The sequence below is a fragment of the Nocardia sp. bgisy134 genome, from assembly GCF_057708325.1.
In genome coordinates this window covers 114,091-134,361 of sequence record NZ_JBYIRW010000007.1, presented here as the reverse complement: position 1 = coordinate 134,361, position 20,271 = coordinate 114,091, and the positions used below count along the sequence as shown (strand labels likewise).

The following is a 20,271-nucleotide window of genomic DNA, read 5'->3' as shown; positions in this document are numbered from 1 at the left end:
AGAAAACGGTTGCTCAGCCGGTGCCGCTCCTCGCTCCGCTGTCCGCGCGGATCTTGAGCAGGACGAGTCCCGCGGTGCACGCCAGGATCAGACCCGCAACGGTGATCTCGACGTGCAAGCCCGCGATGCCAAGCACGGCCCCGACGACACCGCCGAGGAAGAACAGCCAGGCCAACGCTCGCGCCACGATCGTGGGCACGGAACGCGCGGGCGGATTCGACGCTTTCTGCTTCGCCGCTTCCTGATTCGCGTCCTCCGCCGTGTCGGAGGTCGCGTCTACTGGCGGCAGCGGAGAGGTCGAGTATGCTCCCATCATCTTCTCCTCGGTGACGCCGATCAGAGTGTTCGATCGCGCAGCTCCACCAGCGCGTCTCTCATCCTGATACAGGCGTCTCATGCGTAACTTTGATCACGTACGCTACGGCCCGCACAGGGGGCTCCGCCGCGACACGTGCCCGCGACACGCGGACGAGATCAATTCGATATCTGAATCATATGTGTTTAAAAGTTCCGGTCCGGCGGCAGTGACGGCGGAGGTACGCCTGGCCCGGGTGACCGACCTGGTTTATGGTGAGCCCACTCGAAACACACGAGGAGTGTCCCCGAATGGAGAGCAGCAGGGCCAAGATCGCGGGTCCAGCGATCGCAGCGGGAGCGGTCTCGGTCGGTCTGGTTCTCATCGGCTCCTGCGGGATCGGCGGCGACGAAACCTATGTTCCGCCCCCACCGCTCAAGGACGGTCCCGCCGCCGCGGCCGTGGTCCGCGACGACGGTTCGACGGGCACGGTGTCGCGCATCGTGATTCCGCCGTCGCCGACCTGGCAGATGGCGCCGGGCGGACCCCCGCGCAGGCCCGCCGGATACGTCACGATGACCATTCCGCCGGAAGAGGAATCGGAGACGAACACCCCCCGGCCCGAGCGCACCACGGAGCCGCGCACCACCGCGGCCGAAACGACAAGGGAGACCGAGGAACCGACGACGACCCGGCGGACGCTGTCGGCTACGACACCGCCGTCGGCCGTCGACGAGGAATCGACGACATCCCGCCGACCGGCCGCCACACCGCGGGCGGACTACCAGGGCGAAAACGAGTAGGGCGGCGGCGCGGACGTTTTCGCCCGCACCGCCACCCGACCTCCGTGGTCCTACAGTTCCGGCAGGTCGTAGCTGCCGACCTGGGCGCTGAGCACCTTCAGATGGTCGAGATCGCCGCCGAGCGTCCGGCCGATCGCGGTGAGCCGCGCGACGTAATGGCCGACCGGGTACTCCGCGGTGACGCCGATGCCACCGTGCATCTGGATGGCTTCCTGCCCGACGTGCCTCGCCGAACGTCCGACCTGGAGACGGGCGCGCGAGGCGACCACCGGGTCGTCGGCCCCGTCGGCCAGCGACGCGGTGACGTACAGGCTCATGCTGCGGGCCAGCTCCAGCGAGACGTACATGTTCGCCGCCCGCTGGGTCAGGGTCTGGAACTTCGACAGCGTGACGCCGAACTGCTTGCGCGTCTTCAGGTACTCGGTGGTCAGCCGCAGCGCTTCCTCCATCGCGCCGATGGATTCGGCGCACAGACCGGCGTGCGCGTGGCCGAGCGCGACCTGCACCGACTCGGCCGCGTCCAGCGTGTCACCGAGCAGCTCGGCGGGCGCCTTGTCGAAGGTGATCTGCGCGCCGCGCAGCCCGTCGACGGTGCGGAAGCCCTTGCGTGACACCCCGGCGCCCTCGGCGGCGACCACGAACAGGCCGACGCCACCGCCCGGCAGCACCGCGCTGACCACCAGATCGTCGGCGCAATCGCCGTGCGCCACCGGGTTCTTCACGCCGGTCAGCAGGTAGCCGTCGCCCTCGGCCGTCGCGGTGGTCGCGAGGTCGACGGACGGCCAGCGCACGCCGGGCTCTGCGTGCGCGAAGGCGAGCAGCTTCTCGCCCGCCGCCACGTCGGGCAGGATCCGCTGACGCTGTTCGGCGCTGCCGACCTGTGCGATCAATGCGCCCGGCACCAGCACCGCGTCGAGCAGCGGCTCCGGCGCGAGCCTGCGGCCGATCTCCTCGAGCACGACCATGGTCTCCACCGGACCGGCGCCGACGCCGCCGTCCTCCTCGGTGAAAGCGAGGCCGAGCACGCCGAGCTCGGCGAGCTGGCGCCACACGTCGCGGCTCCAGCCCAGCTCGGTGTCGATCACCTTCACCCGGGACTCCGGGTCGTAGTTGCGGGCCAGTACGTCGCGCACGGTGTCGCGCAGCATGACCTGTTCATCGGTGAGTTCGAATTCCATGGCGAAGCCTCACAATCCGAGGATCGTGGAGGCGATGATGGTGCGCTGCACCTCGCTCGAACCTCCGTAGATGGTTGTCTTGCGGTAGTTGAGGTAGCTGGGGCCGCTGCGCTGCGCCCAGCCGGGGGAGGCGATCTCGTCCGCGTCGACCGGAAGCGCGTCCGGTCCTGCGATGTCGAGCAGCAGCTCGGTGGCGGCCTGCTGCAACTCCGAGCCGCGCAGCTTGAGCACCGAGGAGACGGGGTTCGGCTTGCCCTCGGTGGAATTCGAGACCACGCGCAACTGGGTGAGCTCGAGCGCGAGCAGCTCGTTCTCCAGCTCGGCCACCCGGGCGGCGAACACCGGGTCCTCCAGCAGGGTGCCCGAACCGGACTTGATCTGGCGCGCGTAGTCCTTCGCGACGCCCAGCTTCACCTTGGTGCGGCCGACGCCGGTGATGCCGGTGCGCTCGTTGCCGAGCAGGAACTTGGCGTAGGTCCAGCCCATGTTCTCCTCGCCGACCAGCTGATCGGCGGGCACCCGCACGTTCTCGAAGAAGACCTCGTTCACCTCGTACCCGCCGTCGATCAGCTTGATCGGGCGGATGGTGACGCCGGGGCTCTTCACGTCGAACAGCAGGAAGGAGATGCCGGACTGCTTCTTCTGCGCGTTCGGATCGGTGCGCACCAGGCAGAAGATCCAGTCGGCGTACTGGGCCAGCGTGGTCCAGATCTTCTGGCCGTTGACGATGTAGGAGTCGCCGTCGCGCACCGCGGTGGTGCGCAGCGAGGCCAGGTCCGAACCGGCGTCCGGCTCCGAGAAGCCTTGGCACCACCAGATGTCGAGGGCCGCGGTCGCAGGCAGGAAGCGCTCCTTGAGCTCCTGTGAGCCGAAGTGCGCGATGACCGGACCGACCATCTGAGCGTTGAACGTCAGCGGCTCGGGCACCGAGGCCAGCTGCATCTCGTCCTGCCAGATGTGGCGCTGCATCGGGGTCCAGTCTTTGCCGCCCCACTCCACCGGCCAGTTCGGCACCGCGAGTCCGTTGTCGTTGAGGATCTTGTGCACCGTGACGACGTCTTCACGAGAGAGCTCGTGGCCGTACTTCACGCGCTCACGGATCTCCGCGGGGATCTGGGTGCGGTAGAACTGCCGCAGCTCGTCGCGGAAAGCCGCCTCGTCGGGGGACAGGGATATTTTCATACGCAACTCCCGTTGTGTCTCGTACTTCCGGCACCAACCTACCCCGGGGTAATCCGACGCTGTCGAGTGGATCACATTCGGCGTCTGGCAGGCACGACACCGCGCCGACCTGCGGGCTTCGCACGGCCGCGCAACCCTGCGGCGACCGGGAGAAATCCGCTCGGCCGACTCGGCGGCGGGCGCGTCGAACTGGTACGTTGCAGCCCAGGGCCGGGGAAACCCTGGGTTCGTATTCGAGGAGAACTTGGTGAACGGCAGAACCATCGCACGCGTGGCCGCGACTGTGACTTCCCTCGGCATCGGTGCGGTCCTGACCCTCACCGGACCCGCCTCCGCCGCGCCGGACGCGGCGATCGATCAGGCCGTCACCCACCTCACCGAACGCGCAGGAACGGACCAGGCCGCGCGCGCGGGCGTGGACGCGCTCGGCTCGTACACCAAGCTCGTCGACGTCGCCCAGCTACGCGACATCGCGGGCGCCTGGGCGCCCTTCGCCTACGCCGCCCCCACCTTCGGCTGCGGCAGCAACGGCCCCATCACCACGATCATCGCGGCGGGCACCACCGAGGGCAACAACCGCGACCAGGGCGCCAGCCCGGAGCCGGGAACCCTCCGTTTCAGCGCCACCCCGTCGCACTCGGGCGCCCCGCTCAGCTCCGGACTCGTGGTGGCGTGGCTCAACGTCAACAACGGACACAGTGGCATCGACGCGCTCGACGACATGACCGAGTTCAACCTGCCGACCCTGTCCAAGACCGTGCGCACCGGCCCAGGGACCGTCATCGCGTCGATGTGGGGCGTCATCGGATATCCCGGGGCGCACTGCGTGATGACGCCGACCGTCGGCACGTTCGTCGTTCCGGAGATCCCGGCCGCCGCATCCGCACCCGCCGCACCGGAGACCGCCCCTGCCGCGCCGCAGCCCGCGCCCGCCATCGTTCCTGGCAGTTGATCGTCGGCGGATCCGCGACGGCCGCCTCGAACCCGCACCGCCCGCACACCGCAGCGCACCCGGCACACCACAAGCCCACGCCCGCAGGGAAGTTCGTACCCGTCATCGCCCTCACCGCCGAGTCACCAGCGGTTCCCACCACCGCACAGTCCGCTGCGCGCGCCGGGCGACGCCCTGGTGGCAGCCTGCCCAGTATCGCCCCCACCGCTCAGGCACCGGCATCTCGCGACAGCCGCACCGACCCCGCCGCCCAGCCACTGGTCGATAGCTGCGGCGGTCGCGACGGCAGCACCCGCACCGGGCATCAACCCTCGAACCGCGCGCGTTCGGCGGAGCTGTCGAGCGGGCGGCACAGACGGACATCTGTCGGACGCCCGATCAGCCGAGGCAGAACAAAAGACAAGGGTGGAGACGCGCGAGAAGACCACTCCATGGGCCAGCCGGAGGCGTCCTGGTCGACTCACCGAGGACGGGTGAACACCACGGCAGGCGGCGATCATTGGGGCAAGGGGGTGCGGTGCAGAGTGACGAGCAGGCGCCAAACCCGCTGCGCGATCTCGGTGGGGGTCGCCTCGATGAGGCCGTGCAGCCAGTCGGCGAGCACCCCGGCGAAGGTCGCTGCCACGGCCGAGGCGACCAGATCGGGCTCCGGCGCACCGGCCAGGGTGCGCTCGGTGTGGCTGCGGGCGCGCAGATCGCGATGGAGTACGTGGCCGAGCGGACCGCCGCCGCCCGGGCGCAACAGTTCCCGGTAGAGCCCGGCGTGCGGGGTGAGACGGTCGAAGAAGGCAAGCAGGGCGGGCGGCGGGCTGGCGGGGTCGGGTGTACCGCGCCAGGCGTGCAGGGAGTCCACGGCATCGCGGACGACATCGGCGCAGGCATCGACGGCGACCGCCTCCAAGTCGGCGTAGTGAAGATAGAACGTGGCGCGGCCGACCCCCGCCCGGCGCACCAACGCGGCGACGCTGACCTCTGCCAACGGGTGGCTGTCGCATTCCTCCAGCAGCGCCCGGCGCAGCTTGGCCCGGGTCCGTGCCGTGCGGGGATCTGCTTGCATGACAGTCACCTGGCCAGCAGGACGGCGGCGAGCGCCAGCGCCCCGGGCAATGCCTGGGCGATCAGGATCCGCCGGTTGGCGGTGAAGCCGCCGTACAGCCCGGCGACGAGCACGCAGACGACGAAGAAGACCTGGACCTGGAACCTGATCGGATTCTCGGCGATCAGACCCCAGACCAGCCCGGCCGCCAGGAACCCGTTGTAGAGCCCCTGGTTCGCGGCGAGCGGGGCGGTGGCACGGGCCATCGCCGCATCGAAGCCGGAGAGCTTGCGGCCCGGCTTCCTCTCCCACAGGAACATCTCCAGAACCAGGATGTACAGGTGCAGCGCGGCCAGCAGGCCGACCAACACATTCGCAGTCGTCTCCATCGCGTATCCAATCCCTAGGATTTAATAGACAGATGTCTAGGATACATGGACAGATGTCTATCAAGGGCGCCGCGTCCGCTGCGGCGGACGAGGATCAGCCCAAACCGCCCGGAGGCCTCGGCGCTCAGGCGAGCTCGGCGAAGAACGTGCGGATGTCGGCGACGTGCATGTCCGGAACTTCCATTGCCACGAAGTGGTTGCCGGTGTTGTCCTCCGGCCAGTGGGCGATGTCGTTGTCCTGTTCGGCAAGGCGGCGCATGAGCGCGGAGCCGCCGCCGTAGACGCCCGTCGGGACCAGCTTCTGTCCGGTCGGCCAGGCGAAGCCCGCCTTGCCGAGGCCGTTGTACATCGGCCAGGACGACGTGCCCGCGGTGGCGGTGAACCAGTACAGGCTGACATTGGTCAGCAAGTGGTCGCGGTCGATCGCTTCCTCGAGATGGTCGACCAGCGGCGTGAATTCGCGGAACTTCTGCGTCTGCCAGGCCAGCAGTCCGACCGGCGAATCGGTCCAGGCGTGCGCGAAGGTCTGCGGCGCCGCGCGCAACAGCGTGTGATGGTCGACGCCGCCGGTCATCCACTGCTGCATGAGATCCCGCTCCGCGCGTTCCTCGGCGCTCATGGTCGGCACGTCCGCCGCGGTCGGCATGCCGATGCCGCCGTCGAGGTGCACGCCGACCACACGGTCCGGCGCGGCCAACGCCATCTCCGGCGCGACATACGCGCCGAGATCACCGCCTTGAACGCCGTAACGCCGGTACCCGAGGCGGTCCATCAGCTCCACCCACATCCGCGCCACCCGGCCGGTGGTCATGTCCTCGGTCGGGGCCGCGGAGAAGGCGAACCCGGGCACCGAGGGCACCACCACGTGGAACGCCTGAGCGGGGTCGAGGCCGTGCGCCCTCGGGTCGGCCAGCGGACCGATGGTCTTGGTGAACTCGACGAACGAATTGGGCCAGCCGTGGGTCAGCAGCAGCGGCAGCGCGTCCGGCTCGGGTGAACGCACGTGCACGAAATGCACGTCCAGCCCATCGATGTCGGTCAGGAACTGCGGGAACTCGTTCAGCGCCGCCTCCTGCGCGCGCCAGTCGAACCGGGTGCGCCAGTGCTCGGCGAGCTCGCGCAGATAGTCGACCGGGACACCGCGTTCCCAGCCCGCGCCGGGCAGCTGCGCCGACCAGCGGGTGCGGGCCAGCCGGTCGGTCAGGTCGTCGAGATCGACCTGAGGGATGTCGATGTGGAAGGGGCGGAGGGCATTTCGGTTCGTCACGACCACAACGTTAGAAGCCATATAGGACCATCTATGTCCTACTTTTCTGGGATTCTGGAATTCGTGAACGACACCCCCGCCCGCCTGCTCCGCCTGCTCTCGCTGTTGCAGACCCCGCGCGAATTCTCGGGCAGTGAACTGGCCGAACGCCTCGGCGTCACCGACCGCACGGTGCGCCGCGACATCGACCGGCTGCGCGAACTCGGCTACCCGGTCGAGGCCACCATGGGCGCCACAGGCGGCTATCGGCTGGTGGCAGGCGCGGCCATGCCGCCGCTGCTCGTCGACGACGAGGAGGCGGTGGCCATCGCGGTCGGTCTGCGGGCCGCGGCCGGGTCCGCGGTCGCGGGCATCGAGGAGGCGTCGGTGCGCGCGCTCGCCAAGCTCGAGCAGATCCTGCCCGCCAAGCTGCGCCGTCGCGTGCGGGTGCTCGGTTCGGCGACCGCCGCGCCCGCGCACGACGGACCGACCGTCGACCCGGAAGTGCTGAGCACGCTGGCCGCGGCCGTAACCAACAGGGAGCGAGCGCGTTTCGGCTACCGCGGCGAATCCGGCGCGCAGACTCGCCGTCATGTGGAACCGGTCGGCCTGGTCCCGGTCCGCCGCCGCTGGTATCTGCTCGGGCACGACCTCGATCGCGCGGACTGGCGGGTCTTCCGCGTCGATCGGATCCAACGTCCGCAGCCCACCGGCGCCCGATTCACCCCGCGCCCACTACCCGCCGCCTCCCCCGCCGACTACGTCGCGGGCCGCCGAACTGATTGGGGCGCACCGGCTTACCGCGTCTTCGTGACGATCTCCGCCCCGATCACCCGCGTCGCGGGCCGCCTCGGCGAGGACACCGGCGACTTGACCGCACTGGACGACCACACCTGCCGCCTCACCGCCACCCGCGACGACTCCCCGGCTTGGCTGGCCCACCGCCTGCTCGACCTCGGCGTCGCCTTCCGCGTCCACGAATCCCCGGAACTGACAGAGGAACTACACGCCATCGCCGCTCGGATCACCTCCGCCCTCACCCCGGCCGAAGGCCCGCGGCTCTAGCTCCCGCTCGACGCTCCCCCTATCGGCTCACCCCTAGCTGCCACACCACACACAGTCCGTACGCCTCACACAGCTGACACCTATGTGAACCGTGTGGGCGGTCCGTGGAAAGCCGCGGCCACGCAAATGCGCCGCTTCTAATCCGAGCCTGTTGGCTTCCTCGCCCGCACCGCAGCCATAGATCGGCGCGCTTGCGACCACAGCCCGCGCGGCGAGTTCGAGGCGGCGTCGATATCGACGGAAGCGCACCCGGCCCCGCGGCCGACGGTCAGGGGGCGAGCTGGATGCGGAGGATCGCGCCGCGTTCGGTGCCCGCGAGCAATTCGCCGGGCCGGTCGGGCACGGCGACGGCGGATGTCATCGGCTCGCTCGCCAGGACGCGACAGGACTGGCCGTTCGGGTCGATTCGGACGAGCTGGCCGGACAGCGTCGTCACGTAGACCACGCCCGCCTCGTCCACGAGCAGGTCGTCGGCGAAGTCCGGGATGCCGGGCAGCGCGGACGACAGGTCGGTGAGGACGGTGCGGCGTTCCGGCTCGGTGACCGGGAAGCGCAGCACTCGTCCCAACGGGCCGCCGTTGGAGGTCAGGTAGACCGTGCCGTCGTGAATCGCGATGCCGTTGGCGTTCAGCTTCGCGCGCTCGGTCCAGCCCGTATCGACGACGCCGTCGCGGCCGATGCGGATCACCCCGGTCGCCGACGCGACGTAGAGGGCGCCGTCGGCGTCGAAGGCCGCGCCGTTGGGCATGGTGAACCCGGAGGCGAAGATCTCGGGGCGCGGGTCGGCGGCGGCCGGGTCGAACCGGACCACGCCGCCGGGGCGCACCACGCTGGTGGGCGCGTCGCCGTAGACCGCGTACATGAGCCCGTCCGGTCCGAGCCGGACCGCACCGGGGAATTCCACCGGCACCCTCGCGGTCAGTTGTCCGGCGCCGTCGTAGCGCTGCACCTCGTTGCGATACAGCCGGGACACCCACAGGTTGCCCTGCCGGTCGTAGCCGAGGTTCTCCGACCAGTCCAGCACCGGAACGACGGCGGGCACCGCGGTCGTCGCCGTCGCGGACGCACAGCCGGGGCCCGGTTCGGCGGTCGCGCTCGGCGCGGCGAATCCAGCGCAGGCGAGGGCGAGGGCGAGCACGGGTACGCTGCGGCGCACGGCCGCGGGCAGCTCGACGATGGACACCTGGAACCTCCTGATCGGTACCCCGAACGCGCGCATTTTAACCGTCATTTCGCCGGAGTGGTGAAGTCCCCTGAGGGGCAGAAGTTTTGGCACTATCAGTGCATGCTCTTCTTCGACGGCACACGCGGCAGACTGCACTATCGGCGCTGGCCGGTCGACCAACACGCGGCCGTGGCGGTGCTACTGCCCGGTATCGGACAGCACACCGGCCACTACCACCGGTTCGCCCGCATCCTGCGCTCGGTCGATATCGAGCTGTGGGGGCTGGATACCGCGGGGCACGGCCTCAGCGAGGGCGATCCCGAACACCCGGGCACCCTCGGCGAGCTGGTCGCGGACGCGACCAGGCTGGTGGATCTGGCGCGCACCGAACTGCCGGCATCGCCGCTGCTGCTGATGGGGCACTCGCTCGGCGCGGTCACCGCGCTCGGCATGCTGGGCGCCGCGATCCCGGACGCGAGCACGGCCACGGACCTGAACGCCGTGGAAGCGAACGTCCCGATCGTCCCGAGCCTCGTCCCCGGAACACTGACCGGTCTGGTGCTCTCGGCCGTGCCGCGCCGCGCCCTCGGCAGCGGCCTGCCCGGCGCTCCAGGCACCCCGCTCCCTGCCGACCTTCCCGTGCTCGCCGTGCACGGCGTGGAGGACCGTCGCGCCCCGGTCGACGCGATGCGGGTCTGGACTGAACGCCACGAATGGGTAGATTTACGCGAGTACGCCGACTCCGGGCACGATCTGCTGCACGAGCCGGTGCACGCGCGGGTCGGCGCAGACATCGCGGACTGGATGCAGGGCGTCGTCGTGGGGTTGGCACGACACGCGTGAACCGAATACGGCTGCGGAACGCGGCACGATGAGGAGACAGGGGGACGGCGGGGTGCAACCACAAGACGGCGCGGCGCAGCCAGAGGACGGCGCGGCGCAAGCACCAGACGGCACAGCGCAAGCACAAGACGGCACAGCGCAAGCACAAGACAGCACAGTGCAACCACAGGTCACGGCACTGAACCAAGCGGTCGACGAGGGCAGGCTCTGGATCGACGGCGTGCTGGTCGCCGAGGGTGCGCACGAGCGCTGCGCCCGGCGCTACGAACAGCTCGCCGACGAGGTCGAGGGGCAGATCCAGGTGCTGAGCGCGGCCGTCTCGCTCCCCGGTTTCGGCGGCTTCGCCTCGGGTGACGCGCTGCGGCTCGGTTTCGAGAACAAGGCCGAGGGCGCGATCGCGCGGCTGCGCGACTACGCCGACTCGGCGCGGGCGCTCGCCCAGACCTTCCGCGCCGCGGCGACGGCATACACCGAGGCCGACACCGAACTCGCGGCCGCGGTCGGCCGGGTGGACGCGACGGGAGCGGCGCATGCGTGAGATTCCGTATCAGACCGAACGCGCACCGCACACCCGCGTCGATCCGGCCTACGCGCCGAGCGTCGAGGTCTTCGACAACCTCACCCACCAGGAGATCCACGGCAAGGTGCAGCTCCTCGACCCGGCGGCGATCGACGCGGGCAGGCAGGCCTGGCAGAGTTCGGCGACCGGACTCACCGACTCGGTCGCGCAGGCGCACAACGAGATTCGCTCGACCATCGCCGACGGCTGGCGCGGCGGCGCCGCGCAGACCGCCGCCGACGCGGTGCGCGATTTCGAACAGCGTGGGCAGCAGATCGCCGATGTGATGGCGACGGTGGCGCAGCGGCTCGGACAGGCCGGTGACGCCGCCGAGACACTGCGGTCCGCGGTCGGTTCGCCGTCCGGCGCCGAGCCGGATCTGGCGGCCGCGCTGCTCGATCCGAACCAAGCGACCGGAAACATCGTCGCGCAGAAGGCCACCGAGCACGATCGGCAGGACGTCGTGCAGGCCATGGACAGCATCTACACCAACGCTTTCCTACAGAGCGGTTCCGGCGTCCCGGCTTTCCCGGACGACACGCCGGTCATCCCGGCGGGCATCACCCCGAGCGCCGCCGGACTGGTGACCGCGCCCGCCCTCCCGGCAGACGCCGCGCAAAGCCCTGGCGCCCAACCTGTTTCGGCCCTGACCGCGCTACCCGCGACCACGGTCGAAACGGCGCAGGAGACGAAACCCCAACCGGACGGACCACCGGCCACCGACACGACCCCGGCGACGGTGACCTCCGCCGCCGGACCGCTCGCGACGCCACCTGCCGCCGACACCGTGCCTGCGGCTGCGAAGACGGTTCCCGTCGCGGCCGACTCCCCCGCCGCCACCGCGCCGTCCGCTCCGGATCGCACACCGCGCCCTGGTGTTTCCGCACCGGTGGGAGCGGCCTCCACCGCGCTGCCCGGCGCGACCTTCCCCGGCAGCAGCGCGAGCTCCACCGACGACCAACGCAAACGCGAGGAACGGCGCAAAGACGCCAACAGCGAAGCCGTCACCGGCATGGGCGCGGGCGCCGTCGGCGGGCTGATGGGCGGCGCGATCGCCGCGGCCGACACCACTCGGCACGGTTCCAGCGTCGCGTCCAAGGCCGCGGCCGCCCGCGCCGAGGACGAGGACGACGAGCTGCACTGGATCGATGACGACCTGACCTTCCTCGAACCCGCGGACGAGACGGGCGAACTGATCGGCGAACTCGATCCGACCACGCCACCGGTCGTCGGCGAATGGACCGAGCTGGAGTGAACTGGACGCTGACTCCGGACCAGTTCGCCATGGCCTGGGAGCGCACCGACGGTGACCGCATTCCGTATCCGCTGGCCGTCCGGCTCTCGGCGCGCGACTCGATGGAGCGGGCGGCGCAGCTGCCCGCCCTGCACCAGTGGTGCGAGCGGACGCTGGACGCCGACCTGGAGGCGGCGCTGCGGCTGCTCGCCCGGCCGACCGTGCGAGTGGAGGTGTTCGGCGAGCACCGCCCGACCAACCGCGCCGCCGTGCTCGACGACGAACAACTCACGGACGCCGCGGAATTCGCCATCGGCGCGTCCGCGGGGCCGTCGACGGCCGCGACCCACTCCGTGACGGCGGGGAACGGCGTCTCCGGCGCGGGACGCGATGGCGTCGCGTCCCGCGCCAGGTTCGACATCGTCTCAGAAGCCCCTGCCAACGGCGCCGCGAAGCCCGTGCGCGTCCTCGGCATCGCCTCGGGCAACATCGCGGTCGTCGCCGCGCAACGGCCCGGCCCGGCACCGGACCGCGGCGGCGACATCAGGTTGTTCGTCGGTAGCCCGAAAAGCCTGCCCGCTCGGGTGATCTCGATGCTTCCCGAGAATCCGCCCGGCAACACGGCCCGGCTCAGCTCGCCGCTGTCGCGGGTCAGGGAGGACAGCCGCGATCTGGTGACCGTTCCGGTGTCGGGTCCGTCCGCGCCCGCGCGGATCCGCCGCCTGCTCGCCCGTCCGCGCGACGGCATCGGCCAGATCGTGGTGTCGGTGCGCCGGGCCGAGGGGCTGACGCCGTTCGGGGTGCTGTGCTGGATCGACGTCGCCGAGGACGGCCGCTACGCCGTCCGCACCGGCGCGGACGTGCACGTCGCGCCGGTGACCGCGGAAACCTTTGCCGCGCATCTGCGCCCGATGCTCACCGCCGCCGAGAAGACCACCGCGCGGTCCGAACGCTGGTAGCGATCCGGCGCTGGTAGACCTGTAGCCGTGCCACTCTACGAATTCGAAGGCAAGCGACCGCAGATCGATCCGACGGCGTTCGTCGCGCCGAACGCGACCTTGATCGGTGACGTGCGGGTCGAGGCGGGCGCCTCGATCTGGTACGGCGCGGTGCTGCGCGCCGATCTCGCGCCGATCACCATCCGGGAACGCGCGAACATCCAGGACAACGCCGTGCTGCACGTGCCGCCGGACGTGCCGATGGAGATCGGTCCCGGCGCGACCATCGCGCACAGCGTGGTGTTCCACGGCGCGTCCGTCGGCGCGGAGGCGATCGTCGGCAACGGAACCACCGTGCTCGACCTCGTCAAGATCGGCGCGGGCAGCATGGTCGCCGCGCATTCGCTGGTGCTGCCCGGCACCCAGATCCCCGACGGCGTGCTCGCCGCGGGTTCCCCCGCCGAAGTGAAGCGCCCGATCGAGGGCACGCAGGCGCAGCTGTGGGTGCAGCTCAATCCCGGCGTCTACGCGGAACTCGCGCAGCGGCACCGCAAGGGCATCACCGAAGTCGGCTGATCAGATCAGCAGGTCGGTGACCTCGTGGTCGGCGAGTTGGTGGAAGTCGCGGTAGGCGACGCCGACGCCGCCGAGGCTGCGCGGCACCAGCGGACACACCACCTCGTCGGCTTCGGTCTCCACCCGGCGGATCGCCTCGCCGGACGACACCGGCACACCGACCACGATGCGCGTCGGCTGGTGCAGGCGCGCGACCCGGCAGGCGACCATCATGGTGGCCCCCGTGGCCATCCCGTCGTCGACGATCACCACCGTGCGCCCGGCGATCGGCACGGGTTCCGCGCCGCCGCGGAGCACCTTCCTGCGCCGCTCCAGCTCCGCGCGCTCGGCCTCTTCGATCGCCGCGAGCCTGCGCTGGGTGACGCCGGTGTGGACGAGCACGTCCGTGTTCAGCACCCGCACCCCGTCCTCGCCGATGGCGCCCATCGCCAGCTCCGGTTGCCACGGAACGCCGAGCTTGCGCACCAGCAGAATGTCCAGGTCACCCCCGATGATCTCGCGCACCGTCGCGGCGACCGGGACCCCGCCGCGGGGCAGCCCGAGCACCAGCGGCTTCGACGCGCGCAGATGCTCCAGCTCGGCGCCAAGCGCCCGGCCGGCGGCGATCCGATCGGCGTAGACCATCGATTCGAACGCTACTCCGGTGCGCGCTCGGTGATCGCGAATCGGCGCAAGGCCAGGCTCGGGTTGGTGGTGCGCACGGTGGCCAGGTGCGCGAGGTCGACGCTGGCGGTGAGCACGCCGGGTTCGTCGCCGAGTTCGGCGAGCACGCTGCCGGTGGGGTCGACGATCATCGACGCGCCCGCGCCGCGCGGCGCGCACTGGTCGGCGGCCAGCACGTACGTGGTGTTCTCGATCGCCCTCGCCCGCAACAGCGTGGTCCACTGGTCGACCTTGGCTGGGCCGGGAATCCACTGCGCGGGCAGCACCAGCACCTGCGCGCCCGCGGCGGCGATGCGCCGGAAACCCTCGGGGAAGCGCAGATCGAAACAGGTCTGCACGCCGAAGCGCACCCCGTCGACGGCGAAGATCGGCGGCGCCTCGATCACGCCGGGCTCGACCACGTCGGATTCCAGGTGGCCGAACGCATCGTAGAGGTGCACCTTCCGGTACCGCGTGAGGAGTTCGCCGTCGGGCCCGAACACCAGCAGGGTATTGCGAATCCGGTCCGCTCCTGGAGCCACCTGCTCGACCATGCCCGCCACGAGGTACACCCCGAACTCCCTGGCGATCGCACCGAGTCCGGTGGCGAACGGGCCGGTCAGCGGCTCGGCCACGGCCACGACGCGCTCGTCGAGCCGGGTCACGGCAAACATCGAGTATTCGGGCGCGACCACCACCCGGGCGCCACGGCCCGCGGCGGTCCCGACGTGCTCGCGCAGCGCCGCGAGATTGCCCGCCGGATCCTTTCCCGGCGCGAACTGAACGACCGCGACCTCCACCGGAGAGACGGGCTGGTCCTGATGTTCGGGCGCGTCATTCAGTTGCATAGGTCTCACCGTATTGGCCCGGTGACCGGGAGGGCCACCGCCAGGCAGTAAACTCCTGGTCAATGAACATCAATGAGGTCGACAGCGTTCCTGGCGACAACGACAGGGACCCGGCTGGGAGCGAATCGGCTTCCCCGGCTGCCGGCCCGTCCTTCGCCGACTTGGGTATCGATGACCGCATCCTGCGGGCCATCGCCGATGTCGGTTACGAATCTCCCTCGCCGATCCAGTCGGCGACCATTCCGCCGCTGCTCGAAGGCGCCGACGTGGTCGGTCTGGCGCAGACCGGCACCGGCAAAACCGCCGCATTCGCGATCCCGATCCTGATGGGCCTGCAGGCCGTCGGCAAGGAGCCGCGCGCGCTGGTGCTCGCGCCGACCCGCGAGCTGGCCATTCAGGTCGCCGAGGCGTTCGGCCGCTACGCCGCGCACATGCCCGGCCTGCACGTGCTGCCGATCTACGGCGGGCAGAGCTACGGCGTCCAGCTGTCCGGCCTGCGCCGCGGCGCGCACGTCGTGGTGGGCACGCCCGGCCGGGTCATCGACCACCTGGAGAAGGGCACGCTCGACCTGTCCCAGCTGCAGTACCTGGTGCTGGACGAGGCCGACGAGATGCTCAAGATGGGCTTCCAGGAGGACGTCGAGCGGATTCTCGCCGAGACGCCGTCCGACAAGCAGGTCGCGCTGTTCTCGGCCACCATGCCCTCGGCGATCCGCAAGATCTCCAAGCAGTACCTGCACGACCCGGTCGAGATCACGGTCAAGGCCAAGACCCAGACCAACACCAACATCACCCAGCGCTGGGTGCAGGTCTCGCACCAGCGCAAGCTGGACGCGCTGACCAGGGTCCTCGAGGTCGAGTCCTTCGAGGCGATGATCATCTTCGTGCGCACCAAGCAGGGCACCGAAGAGCTCGCCGAGAAGCTGCGCGCCCGCGGCTTCTCCGCCGCGGCGATCAACGGCGACATCGCCCAGAACCAGCGCGAGCGCACCATCGGTCAACTCAAGTCCGGCACGCTGGACATCCTGGTCGCCACCGACGTCGCCGCGCGCGGCCTGGACGTGGACCGCATCTCGCACGTGGTCAACTACGACATCCCGCACGACACCGAGTCCTACGTGCACCGCATCGGCCGGACCGGCCGGGCCGGGCGCAGCGGGCAGGCGCTGCTGTTCGTTGCGCCGAGGGAGCGGCATCTGCTCAAGGCGATCGAGCGCGCCACCCGCCACCCGCTCGAGGAGATGCAGCTGCCCAGCGTCGAGGACGTGAACGCGCAGCGCGTCGCCAAGTTCGGCGACGCCATCACCGAGAACCTGTCCTCGGCGAATCTGCCGCTGTTCCGCAAGCTGATCGAGGACTACGAGCGCGAGCACGACATCCCGCTCGTCGACATCGCCGCGGCGCTCGTGGTCGGCTCCCACGACGGCGACAACTTCTTCATGGAGCCCGAACCCGAGCCGGAACGCCGCGAGCGGATGCCGCGGGAACGGCCCGCCCGCCGGTTCGACGAGGACCGCCCCGCGGCCTCGCACCACCGTGGCACCGGCACGGAGCTGGCCACCTACCGGATCAGCGTCGGCAAGCGGCACCGCGTGGCGCCCGGCGCGATCGTGGGCGCCATCGCCAACGAGGGTGGTTTGCGACGCAGCGACTTCGGGCATATCAGCATTCGGCCGGACCACAGTCTGGTCGAGCTACCCGCGCAGCTGCCCCCCGAGACGCTGGAAGCCCTGCGGCGCACCAGGATCAGCGGCCAGCTCATCCAACTGCAACTGGACCAGGGCCCGCCCTCGCACCGCTCCTTCAGCCGGGGTCCGCGCCGCGATCGCGATGCGGCCAAGCGCCCGGAGCGCCGTAAGCCACGCTCCTGAGCCGGGCGGGGTAACCCGAGGTCACGCGGGCTAGCTAAGGTGTTGCCGACCGGCGCGCACGCCAGCGCGCCTGGTGCGGGTGTCCCGGCGAAGACACAGGAGGGGCGCGTTTGTTCGTGTTCGGTGATCGTGTCGTATGCACCGCCGCTGATCTCGTGCGCGCGGCGCGCTGTGAATTCGCGTTGCTCCGCGCCCTCGACACCGAACTGGGGTCGCTCCCGGACGACGAGCCCGGCCTCGCGCGGTTCGCGGCCGAGCCGCGCCGCGTCGACGACTCCCGCGAGCGCAGGCTCGCCGATTTCCGCGACCGCTACGGCGGCGGCATGGTCGAAATCCGCCAGCCGCCACAGAATCCGGACGACCCGGAAGGATGCGTAGCCGCGCTGCGGGACGCGCACGAGCAGACGAAGGCCGCGCTGCGCGAGGGCGTGCCGGTGCTGCACAATGCCATCTTCTTCGACGGCGGATTCGCCTGCCGCTGCGACTATCTGGTCCGGGCGGGGCACCGGGTGCGCTACACCGTGCACGGCGCCGCGGCGACGCCGTGGGATCGGGTGGGCGCGGCGCTCGAATCGGCCGCCTGCGCCGAGGCTTTGGACAGGGGCGGCGCGCTGGCCGCGCCCCTGGTCCGGCTGCACCTCGGTGCGGAGAGCGCCGACTATCCGCTCGCCGATCTGGTTCCGGTGTATCGAGCCCGGCGGCGGCGCGTCGAGCGGATCCTGGAGGAGAAGCTGGGGGAACTGCTCCCTGTGCAGTGGGGCGATCCGCGCTACCTGGCCTGCGGCCGCTGCCCGACCTGCACCGCCGAGCTGACGGCCGCCCGCGATCTGCTCCTGGTGGCGGGCATGTCCTCCTCCACGCGTGCCAGGCTGCGCGAGGCCGGGGTGAGCACCATCGACCGGCTCGGCGGACTCGACAGCGCGGTGCCCGGACTGCCGCCACGCGCCGTGACCACGCTGCGCAGGCAGGCCGAAATCCAACGGCGGCGCGAGGATTCCGGTCGCCCGGCCCACACGCTGATCGACGCGCCCGCGCTGCGTGGCCTGCCGCCCGTCTCGCCGGGCGATCTCGCGCTGACCCTCGATACCGACCGCGGACGACTCGCGGCGATCGAGGTTGCCGCGGCGGGCGCCGTGCACCTGTCCTTGCGCACGCCGGACGACGAGGACGAGGACGTAGCGTGGCGGGACACACTGACCAAGGTGCTCGATCTGCTCGCGCACCGGCGGCGGACGTTTCCGGACATGCGCGTCTACCACTACACCTCCGAGGTGCGCTCGGCGCTGCTGCGCTGGACCGGGGCGTCGGGCGTCGGTGAGGAGATCGCCGACGAGTTGTTGCGCGACGGCGTGCTCGTCGACCTGTACCCGATCGTGCGCAACGCGCTGCTGGTCGGCGAGGATTCCTACCGCCTGGATCGGCTGCGGCGCCTGCTGCCGGAGATGCCCGGCGAGCCGGAACCCGCGTGCGTCACCGTGCTGCGATTGCGCGACTGGCTGCTGGAGCTCGCGGCCGAGCAGCCCGCCGATCCCCGGGCGATCGCGTTGCCGCGCGACGACTCGTGGCGCCTCGGGCCCGAAGGGGATCGGCCCCAGCTCGCGCCCGTCTCCGGTCCGTCCTCGGTGGAGGCCGCGCTCGCGGAATACGCGGCGGCACAGCGCGATCCGGACCACCCTGCGGCGCTCATGGCCGCGGCGCTCGGCTATCACCGGCGCGAGCGGCAGCCGCTGTGGTACGCGCACGCGGACCGCCTCAGCCTTCCCGTGCACGAATGGCCCGACGCGTCCGGCGTGCTGATCGCCGACTGGGGCACCGTGGACACGAAGTGGCATCACAGCCCGAATCGCCCGTCCATGCGCAGGTATCTGACGTTGACCGGCCGGATCGGCACCGGCTCCGACGGCGGCGGCGCTGCCGCGTTGACGCCGGGCGCCACCGTCTGCACCTACTACGACCACCCGGTCGCGGCGGGCAGGGCCGTCGGCGGCCGGCGCGCCACCGCGACCGCGACGGTGCTCGGCTGCGCGGTGGACGCCGACTTCGACGACACCGTCCGCCTGGAGGAGCTCCTGCCGGAGGGCTGCGAACCCTACGACGACCTACCCGCCGCCATCGCGCCCGGACTGCCCGACTGGGACGAGAACGCCGAGGCCGCCATGGAATCGGCCGCGCAGCGACTGCTGGTGACGCTGCCGGAGATTCCCGCCTGCGCCTTGTTCGACATCATGGCCCGGCGCGCGCCGCGGCTGCGCGGTGACGCACCGCTGCCGGAGGTGCACGGCGACCACGCCGCCGCCATCACCGCCGCCACCCGTGCCCTGGACGAGTCGTACCTGGTGGTGCAGAGCCCGTCGGGGACCGGGAAGAACTCCACCGTCGCGCGGGTCCTGGAGCGGCTGATCATCAAGGACAGGTGGCGTATCGGGGTTGTGGCGCAGGCACATTCGACAGTCGAGAGCCTGCTCGACGCGATCGTCGCGGTCGGCGTGCTGCCGGAGCTGGTCGCGAAGAAGGACGCCGCGGCGGTGGCTCCGGAGTGGGCGGTGATCGACGGTGCTCGCTATCCGCGGTTCCTGGACAACGCCGTGAACGGGTGTGTGATCGGCGGGCTGCCCGCCGATTTCGCCGACGATTCGATGGTCCCCGCCGACAGCCTGGACCTGCTGGTGATCGCCGACGCGGGCCGGTTCCCGCTGGCCGAGACGGCGACCGTGGCGGGCAGCGCGCGAAATCTGTTGCTGCTCGGCGACCCACAGCCCACTGCCGCGCGCAGCACCCATCCTGGACCCGTGGGCGAATCGACGCTGGGCTGGCTGCTCGCAGGCCGCAACACCGTCGGATCCGAGCGCGGATACTTCCTGGACCGCACCTGGCGGATGCATCCTCGCGTGTGCGATCCGATCTCCCGGCTGTTCTACGACGGCAGGCTGCGCTCGAACGAAACCGTCACGCTGGCAAGGCAACTCGACGGCGTCGAGCCGGGCATCGGCACCGTGCTCGTCGACCACTACGGCGACGCCACCGAATCCGCCGCCGAGGCGCGCGAGGTGGTGCGCCAGGTCCGCGCCCTGCTCGGCCTGTCCTGGACCACCGGCGCGTCCACCCGGCGGCTGCATCCGCACGACATCTTCGTCGTCGCGCCGTACGGCGCTCAGGTCGGCCGGATCCGAACCATGCTGGCGCGCGCCAAGATCGAGGACGTGCTGGTGGGCACCGTCGACCGCTTCCGCGGCAGGGAGGCCGCCGTGGTGCTGCTGTCGATGACCACGTCGAGCCCGGCCGACGCGCCGCACGGCATGTCGTTCCTGTTGTCGCGCGACCTGGTGCGCGCCGCGGTGTCGCGGGCGATGTGGCGGGCGGTGATCATCCGGTCGCCCCTGCTCACCGAATACCTGCCCGCCGCGCCCGAGGATCTGCCCGACCTGGCCCGTTTCCTCGACCTCGGCTGA

19 protein-coding genes are annotated in these 20,271 nt (G+C 70.7%); 10 read left to right on the top strand and 9 right to left on the bottom strand.

What is annotated here, in order from left to right; genetic code table 11:
- Positions 1-13 precede the first annotated feature (13 nt).
- Positions 14-313: a hypothetical protein gene (locus AC3ERS_RS14810; RefSeq protein WP_431967690.1), complete on the bottom strand. Its 300-nt coding sequence runs from the start codon at positions 311-313 to the stop codon at positions 14-16.
- Positions 314-606: 293 nt separating this feature from the next.
- On the opposite strand from AC3ERS_RS14810, the gene AC3ERS_RS14805 reads away from it, so the two are divergent.
- Entirely contained in the window at positions 607-1,098 is a 492-nt protein-coding gene (locus AC3ERS_RS14805; RefSeq protein WP_431967688.1) for a hypothetical protein, read from the top strand.
- Positions 1,099-1,148: 50 nt separating this feature from the next.
- On the opposite strand, the gene AC3ERS_RS14800 is transcribed toward AC3ERS_RS14805, so the two are convergent.
- Together AC3ERS_RS14800 and AC3ERS_RS14795 are read right to left on the bottom strand one after the other, a co-directional pair.
- Complete coding sequence (locus AC3ERS_RS14800) at positions 1,149-2,276, bottom strand: acyl-CoA dehydrogenase family protein (protein WP_431967686.1); 1,128 nt, start codon at positions 2,274-2,276, stop codon at positions 1,149-1,151.
- A gap of 9 nt (positions 2,277-2,285) precedes the next feature.
- Positions 2,286-3,458, bottom strand: a complete 1,173-nt coding sequence (locus tag AC3ERS_RS14795; protein WP_431967684.1) for an acyl-CoA dehydrogenase family protein — start codon at positions 3,456-3,458, stop codon at positions 2,286-2,288.
- A gap of 247 nt (positions 3,459-3,705) precedes the next feature.
- Between AC3ERS_RS14795 and AC3ERS_RS14790 the strand changes: the two genes are divergently transcribed.
- Positions 3,706-4,410 carry a hypothetical protein gene (locus tag AC3ERS_RS14790; protein ID WP_431967682.1) on the top strand — a complete coding sequence of 235 codons (705 nt, stop codon included), beginning with the start codon at positions 3,706-3,708 and terminating at the stop codon, positions 4,408-4,410.
- A 496-nt stretch (positions 4,411-4,906) separates the two neighbouring features.
- On the opposite strand, the gene AC3ERS_RS14785 is transcribed toward AC3ERS_RS14790, so the two are convergent.
- The 3 genes from AC3ERS_RS14785 to AC3ERS_RS14775 all read right to left on the bottom strand — a co-directional run bounded on the left by AC3ERS_RS14785 (position 4,907) and on the right by AC3ERS_RS14775 (position 7,102).
- Positions 4,907-5,467, bottom strand: coding sequence for a TetR/AcrR family transcriptional regulator (locus AC3ERS_RS14785; protein WP_431967680.1), 561 nt, complete (start codon positions 5,465-5,467; stop codon positions 4,907-4,909).
- 5 nt (positions 5,468-5,472) lie between these two features.
- On the bottom strand, positions 5,473-5,835 hold the full coding sequence (locus AC3ERS_RS14780; protein ID WP_431967678.1) for a DUF1304 domain-containing protein: 363 nt from the start codon (positions 5,833-5,835) through the stop codon (positions 5,473-5,475).
- Positions 5,836-5,959: 124 nt separating this feature from the next.
- Positions 5,960-7,102: an epoxide hydrolase family protein gene (locus AC3ERS_RS14775; RefSeq protein WP_431967677.1), complete on the bottom strand. Its 1,143-nt coding sequence runs from the start codon at positions 7,100-7,102 to the stop codon at positions 5,960-5,962.
- A gap of 63 nt (positions 7,103-7,165) precedes the next feature.
- Between AC3ERS_RS14775 and AC3ERS_RS14770 the strand changes: the two genes are divergently transcribed.
- Entirely contained in the window at positions 7,166-8,146 is a 981-nt protein-coding gene (locus tag AC3ERS_RS14770; protein WP_431967977.1) for a helix-turn-helix transcriptional regulator, read from the top strand.
- Positions 8,147-8,414: 268 nt separating this feature from the next.
- Here AC3ERS_RS14770 and AC3ERS_RS14765 read toward each other — a convergent pair whose 3' ends face one another.
- On the bottom strand, positions 8,415-9,329 hold the full coding sequence (locus AC3ERS_RS14765) for an SMP-30/gluconolactonase/LRE family protein (protein ID WP_431967675.1): 915 nt from the start codon (positions 9,327-9,329) through the stop codon (positions 8,415-8,417).
- Between the two features lie 102 nt (positions 9,330-9,431).
- Here AC3ERS_RS14765 and AC3ERS_RS14760 point away from each other — a divergent pair, with 102 nt between their 5' ends.
- The 5 genes from AC3ERS_RS14760 to AC3ERS_RS14740 all read left to right on the top strand — a co-directional run bounded on the left by AC3ERS_RS14760 (position 9,432) and on the right by AC3ERS_RS14740 (position 13,461).
- The gene (locus tag AC3ERS_RS14760; protein ID WP_431967673.1) at positions 9,432-10,154 is read left to right on the top strand and encodes an alpha/beta hydrolase; all 723 of its coding nucleotides are present in this window, start codon (positions 9,432-9,434) and stop codon (positions 10,152-10,154) included.
- Between the two features lie 157 nt (positions 10,155-10,311).
- Entirely contained in the window at positions 10,312-10,692 is a 381-nt protein-coding gene (locus tag AC3ERS_RS14755) for a hypothetical protein (protein ID WP_431967671.1), read from the top strand.
- Positions 10,685-11,968, top strand: coding sequence for a WXG100 family type VII secretion target (locus AC3ERS_RS14750; protein WP_431967669.1), 1,284 nt, complete (start codon positions 10,685-10,687; stop codon positions 11,966-11,968). Before AC3ERS_RS14755 ends, AC3ERS_RS14750 begins: the two co-directional genes overlap by 8 nt.
- On the top strand, positions 11,965-12,906 hold the full coding sequence (locus AC3ERS_RS14745) for an ESX secretion-associated protein EspG (RefSeq protein WP_431967667.1): 942 nt from the start codon (positions 11,965-11,967) through the stop codon (positions 12,904-12,906). The genes AC3ERS_RS14750 and AC3ERS_RS14745 overlap by 4 nt, the downstream gene beginning before the upstream one ends.
- Positions 12,907-12,933: 27 nt before the next feature.
- Positions 12,934-13,461 (top strand): gamma carbonic anhydrase family protein, encoded by a 528-nt coding sequence (locus AC3ERS_RS14740; protein WP_431967665.1) that lies wholly within the window; start codon positions 12,934-12,936, stop codon positions 13,459-13,461.
- Here the strand turns inward: AC3ERS_RS14740 and AC3ERS_RS14735 are convergent, their stop codons facing one another.
- Together AC3ERS_RS14735 and AC3ERS_RS14730 are read right to left on the bottom strand one after the other, a co-directional pair.
- Positions 13,462-14,085: a phosphoribosyltransferase gene (locus tag AC3ERS_RS14735; protein ID WP_431967663.1), complete on the bottom strand. Its 624-nt coding sequence runs from the start codon at positions 14,083-14,085 to the stop codon at positions 13,462-13,464. It abuts the gene before it with no gap.
- A gap of 11 nt (positions 14,086-14,096) precedes the next feature.
- Entirely contained in the window at positions 14,097-14,951 is an 855-nt protein-coding gene (locus tag AC3ERS_RS14730; protein WP_431967661.1) for a carbon-nitrogen hydrolase family protein, read from the bottom strand.
- A gap of 62 nt (positions 14,952-15,013) precedes the next feature.
- Between AC3ERS_RS14730 and AC3ERS_RS14725 the strand changes: the two genes are divergently transcribed.
- Positions 15,014-16,822, top strand: coding sequence for a DEAD/DEAH box helicase (locus AC3ERS_RS14725; RefSeq protein WP_431967659.1), 1,809 nt, complete (start codon positions 15,014-15,016; stop codon positions 16,820-16,822).
- Between the two features lie 116 nt (positions 16,823-16,938).
- Positions 16,939-20,271, top strand: coding sequence for an AAA domain-containing protein (locus AC3ERS_RS14720; protein WP_431967657.1), 3,333 nt, complete (start codon positions 16,939-16,941; stop codon positions 20,269-20,271).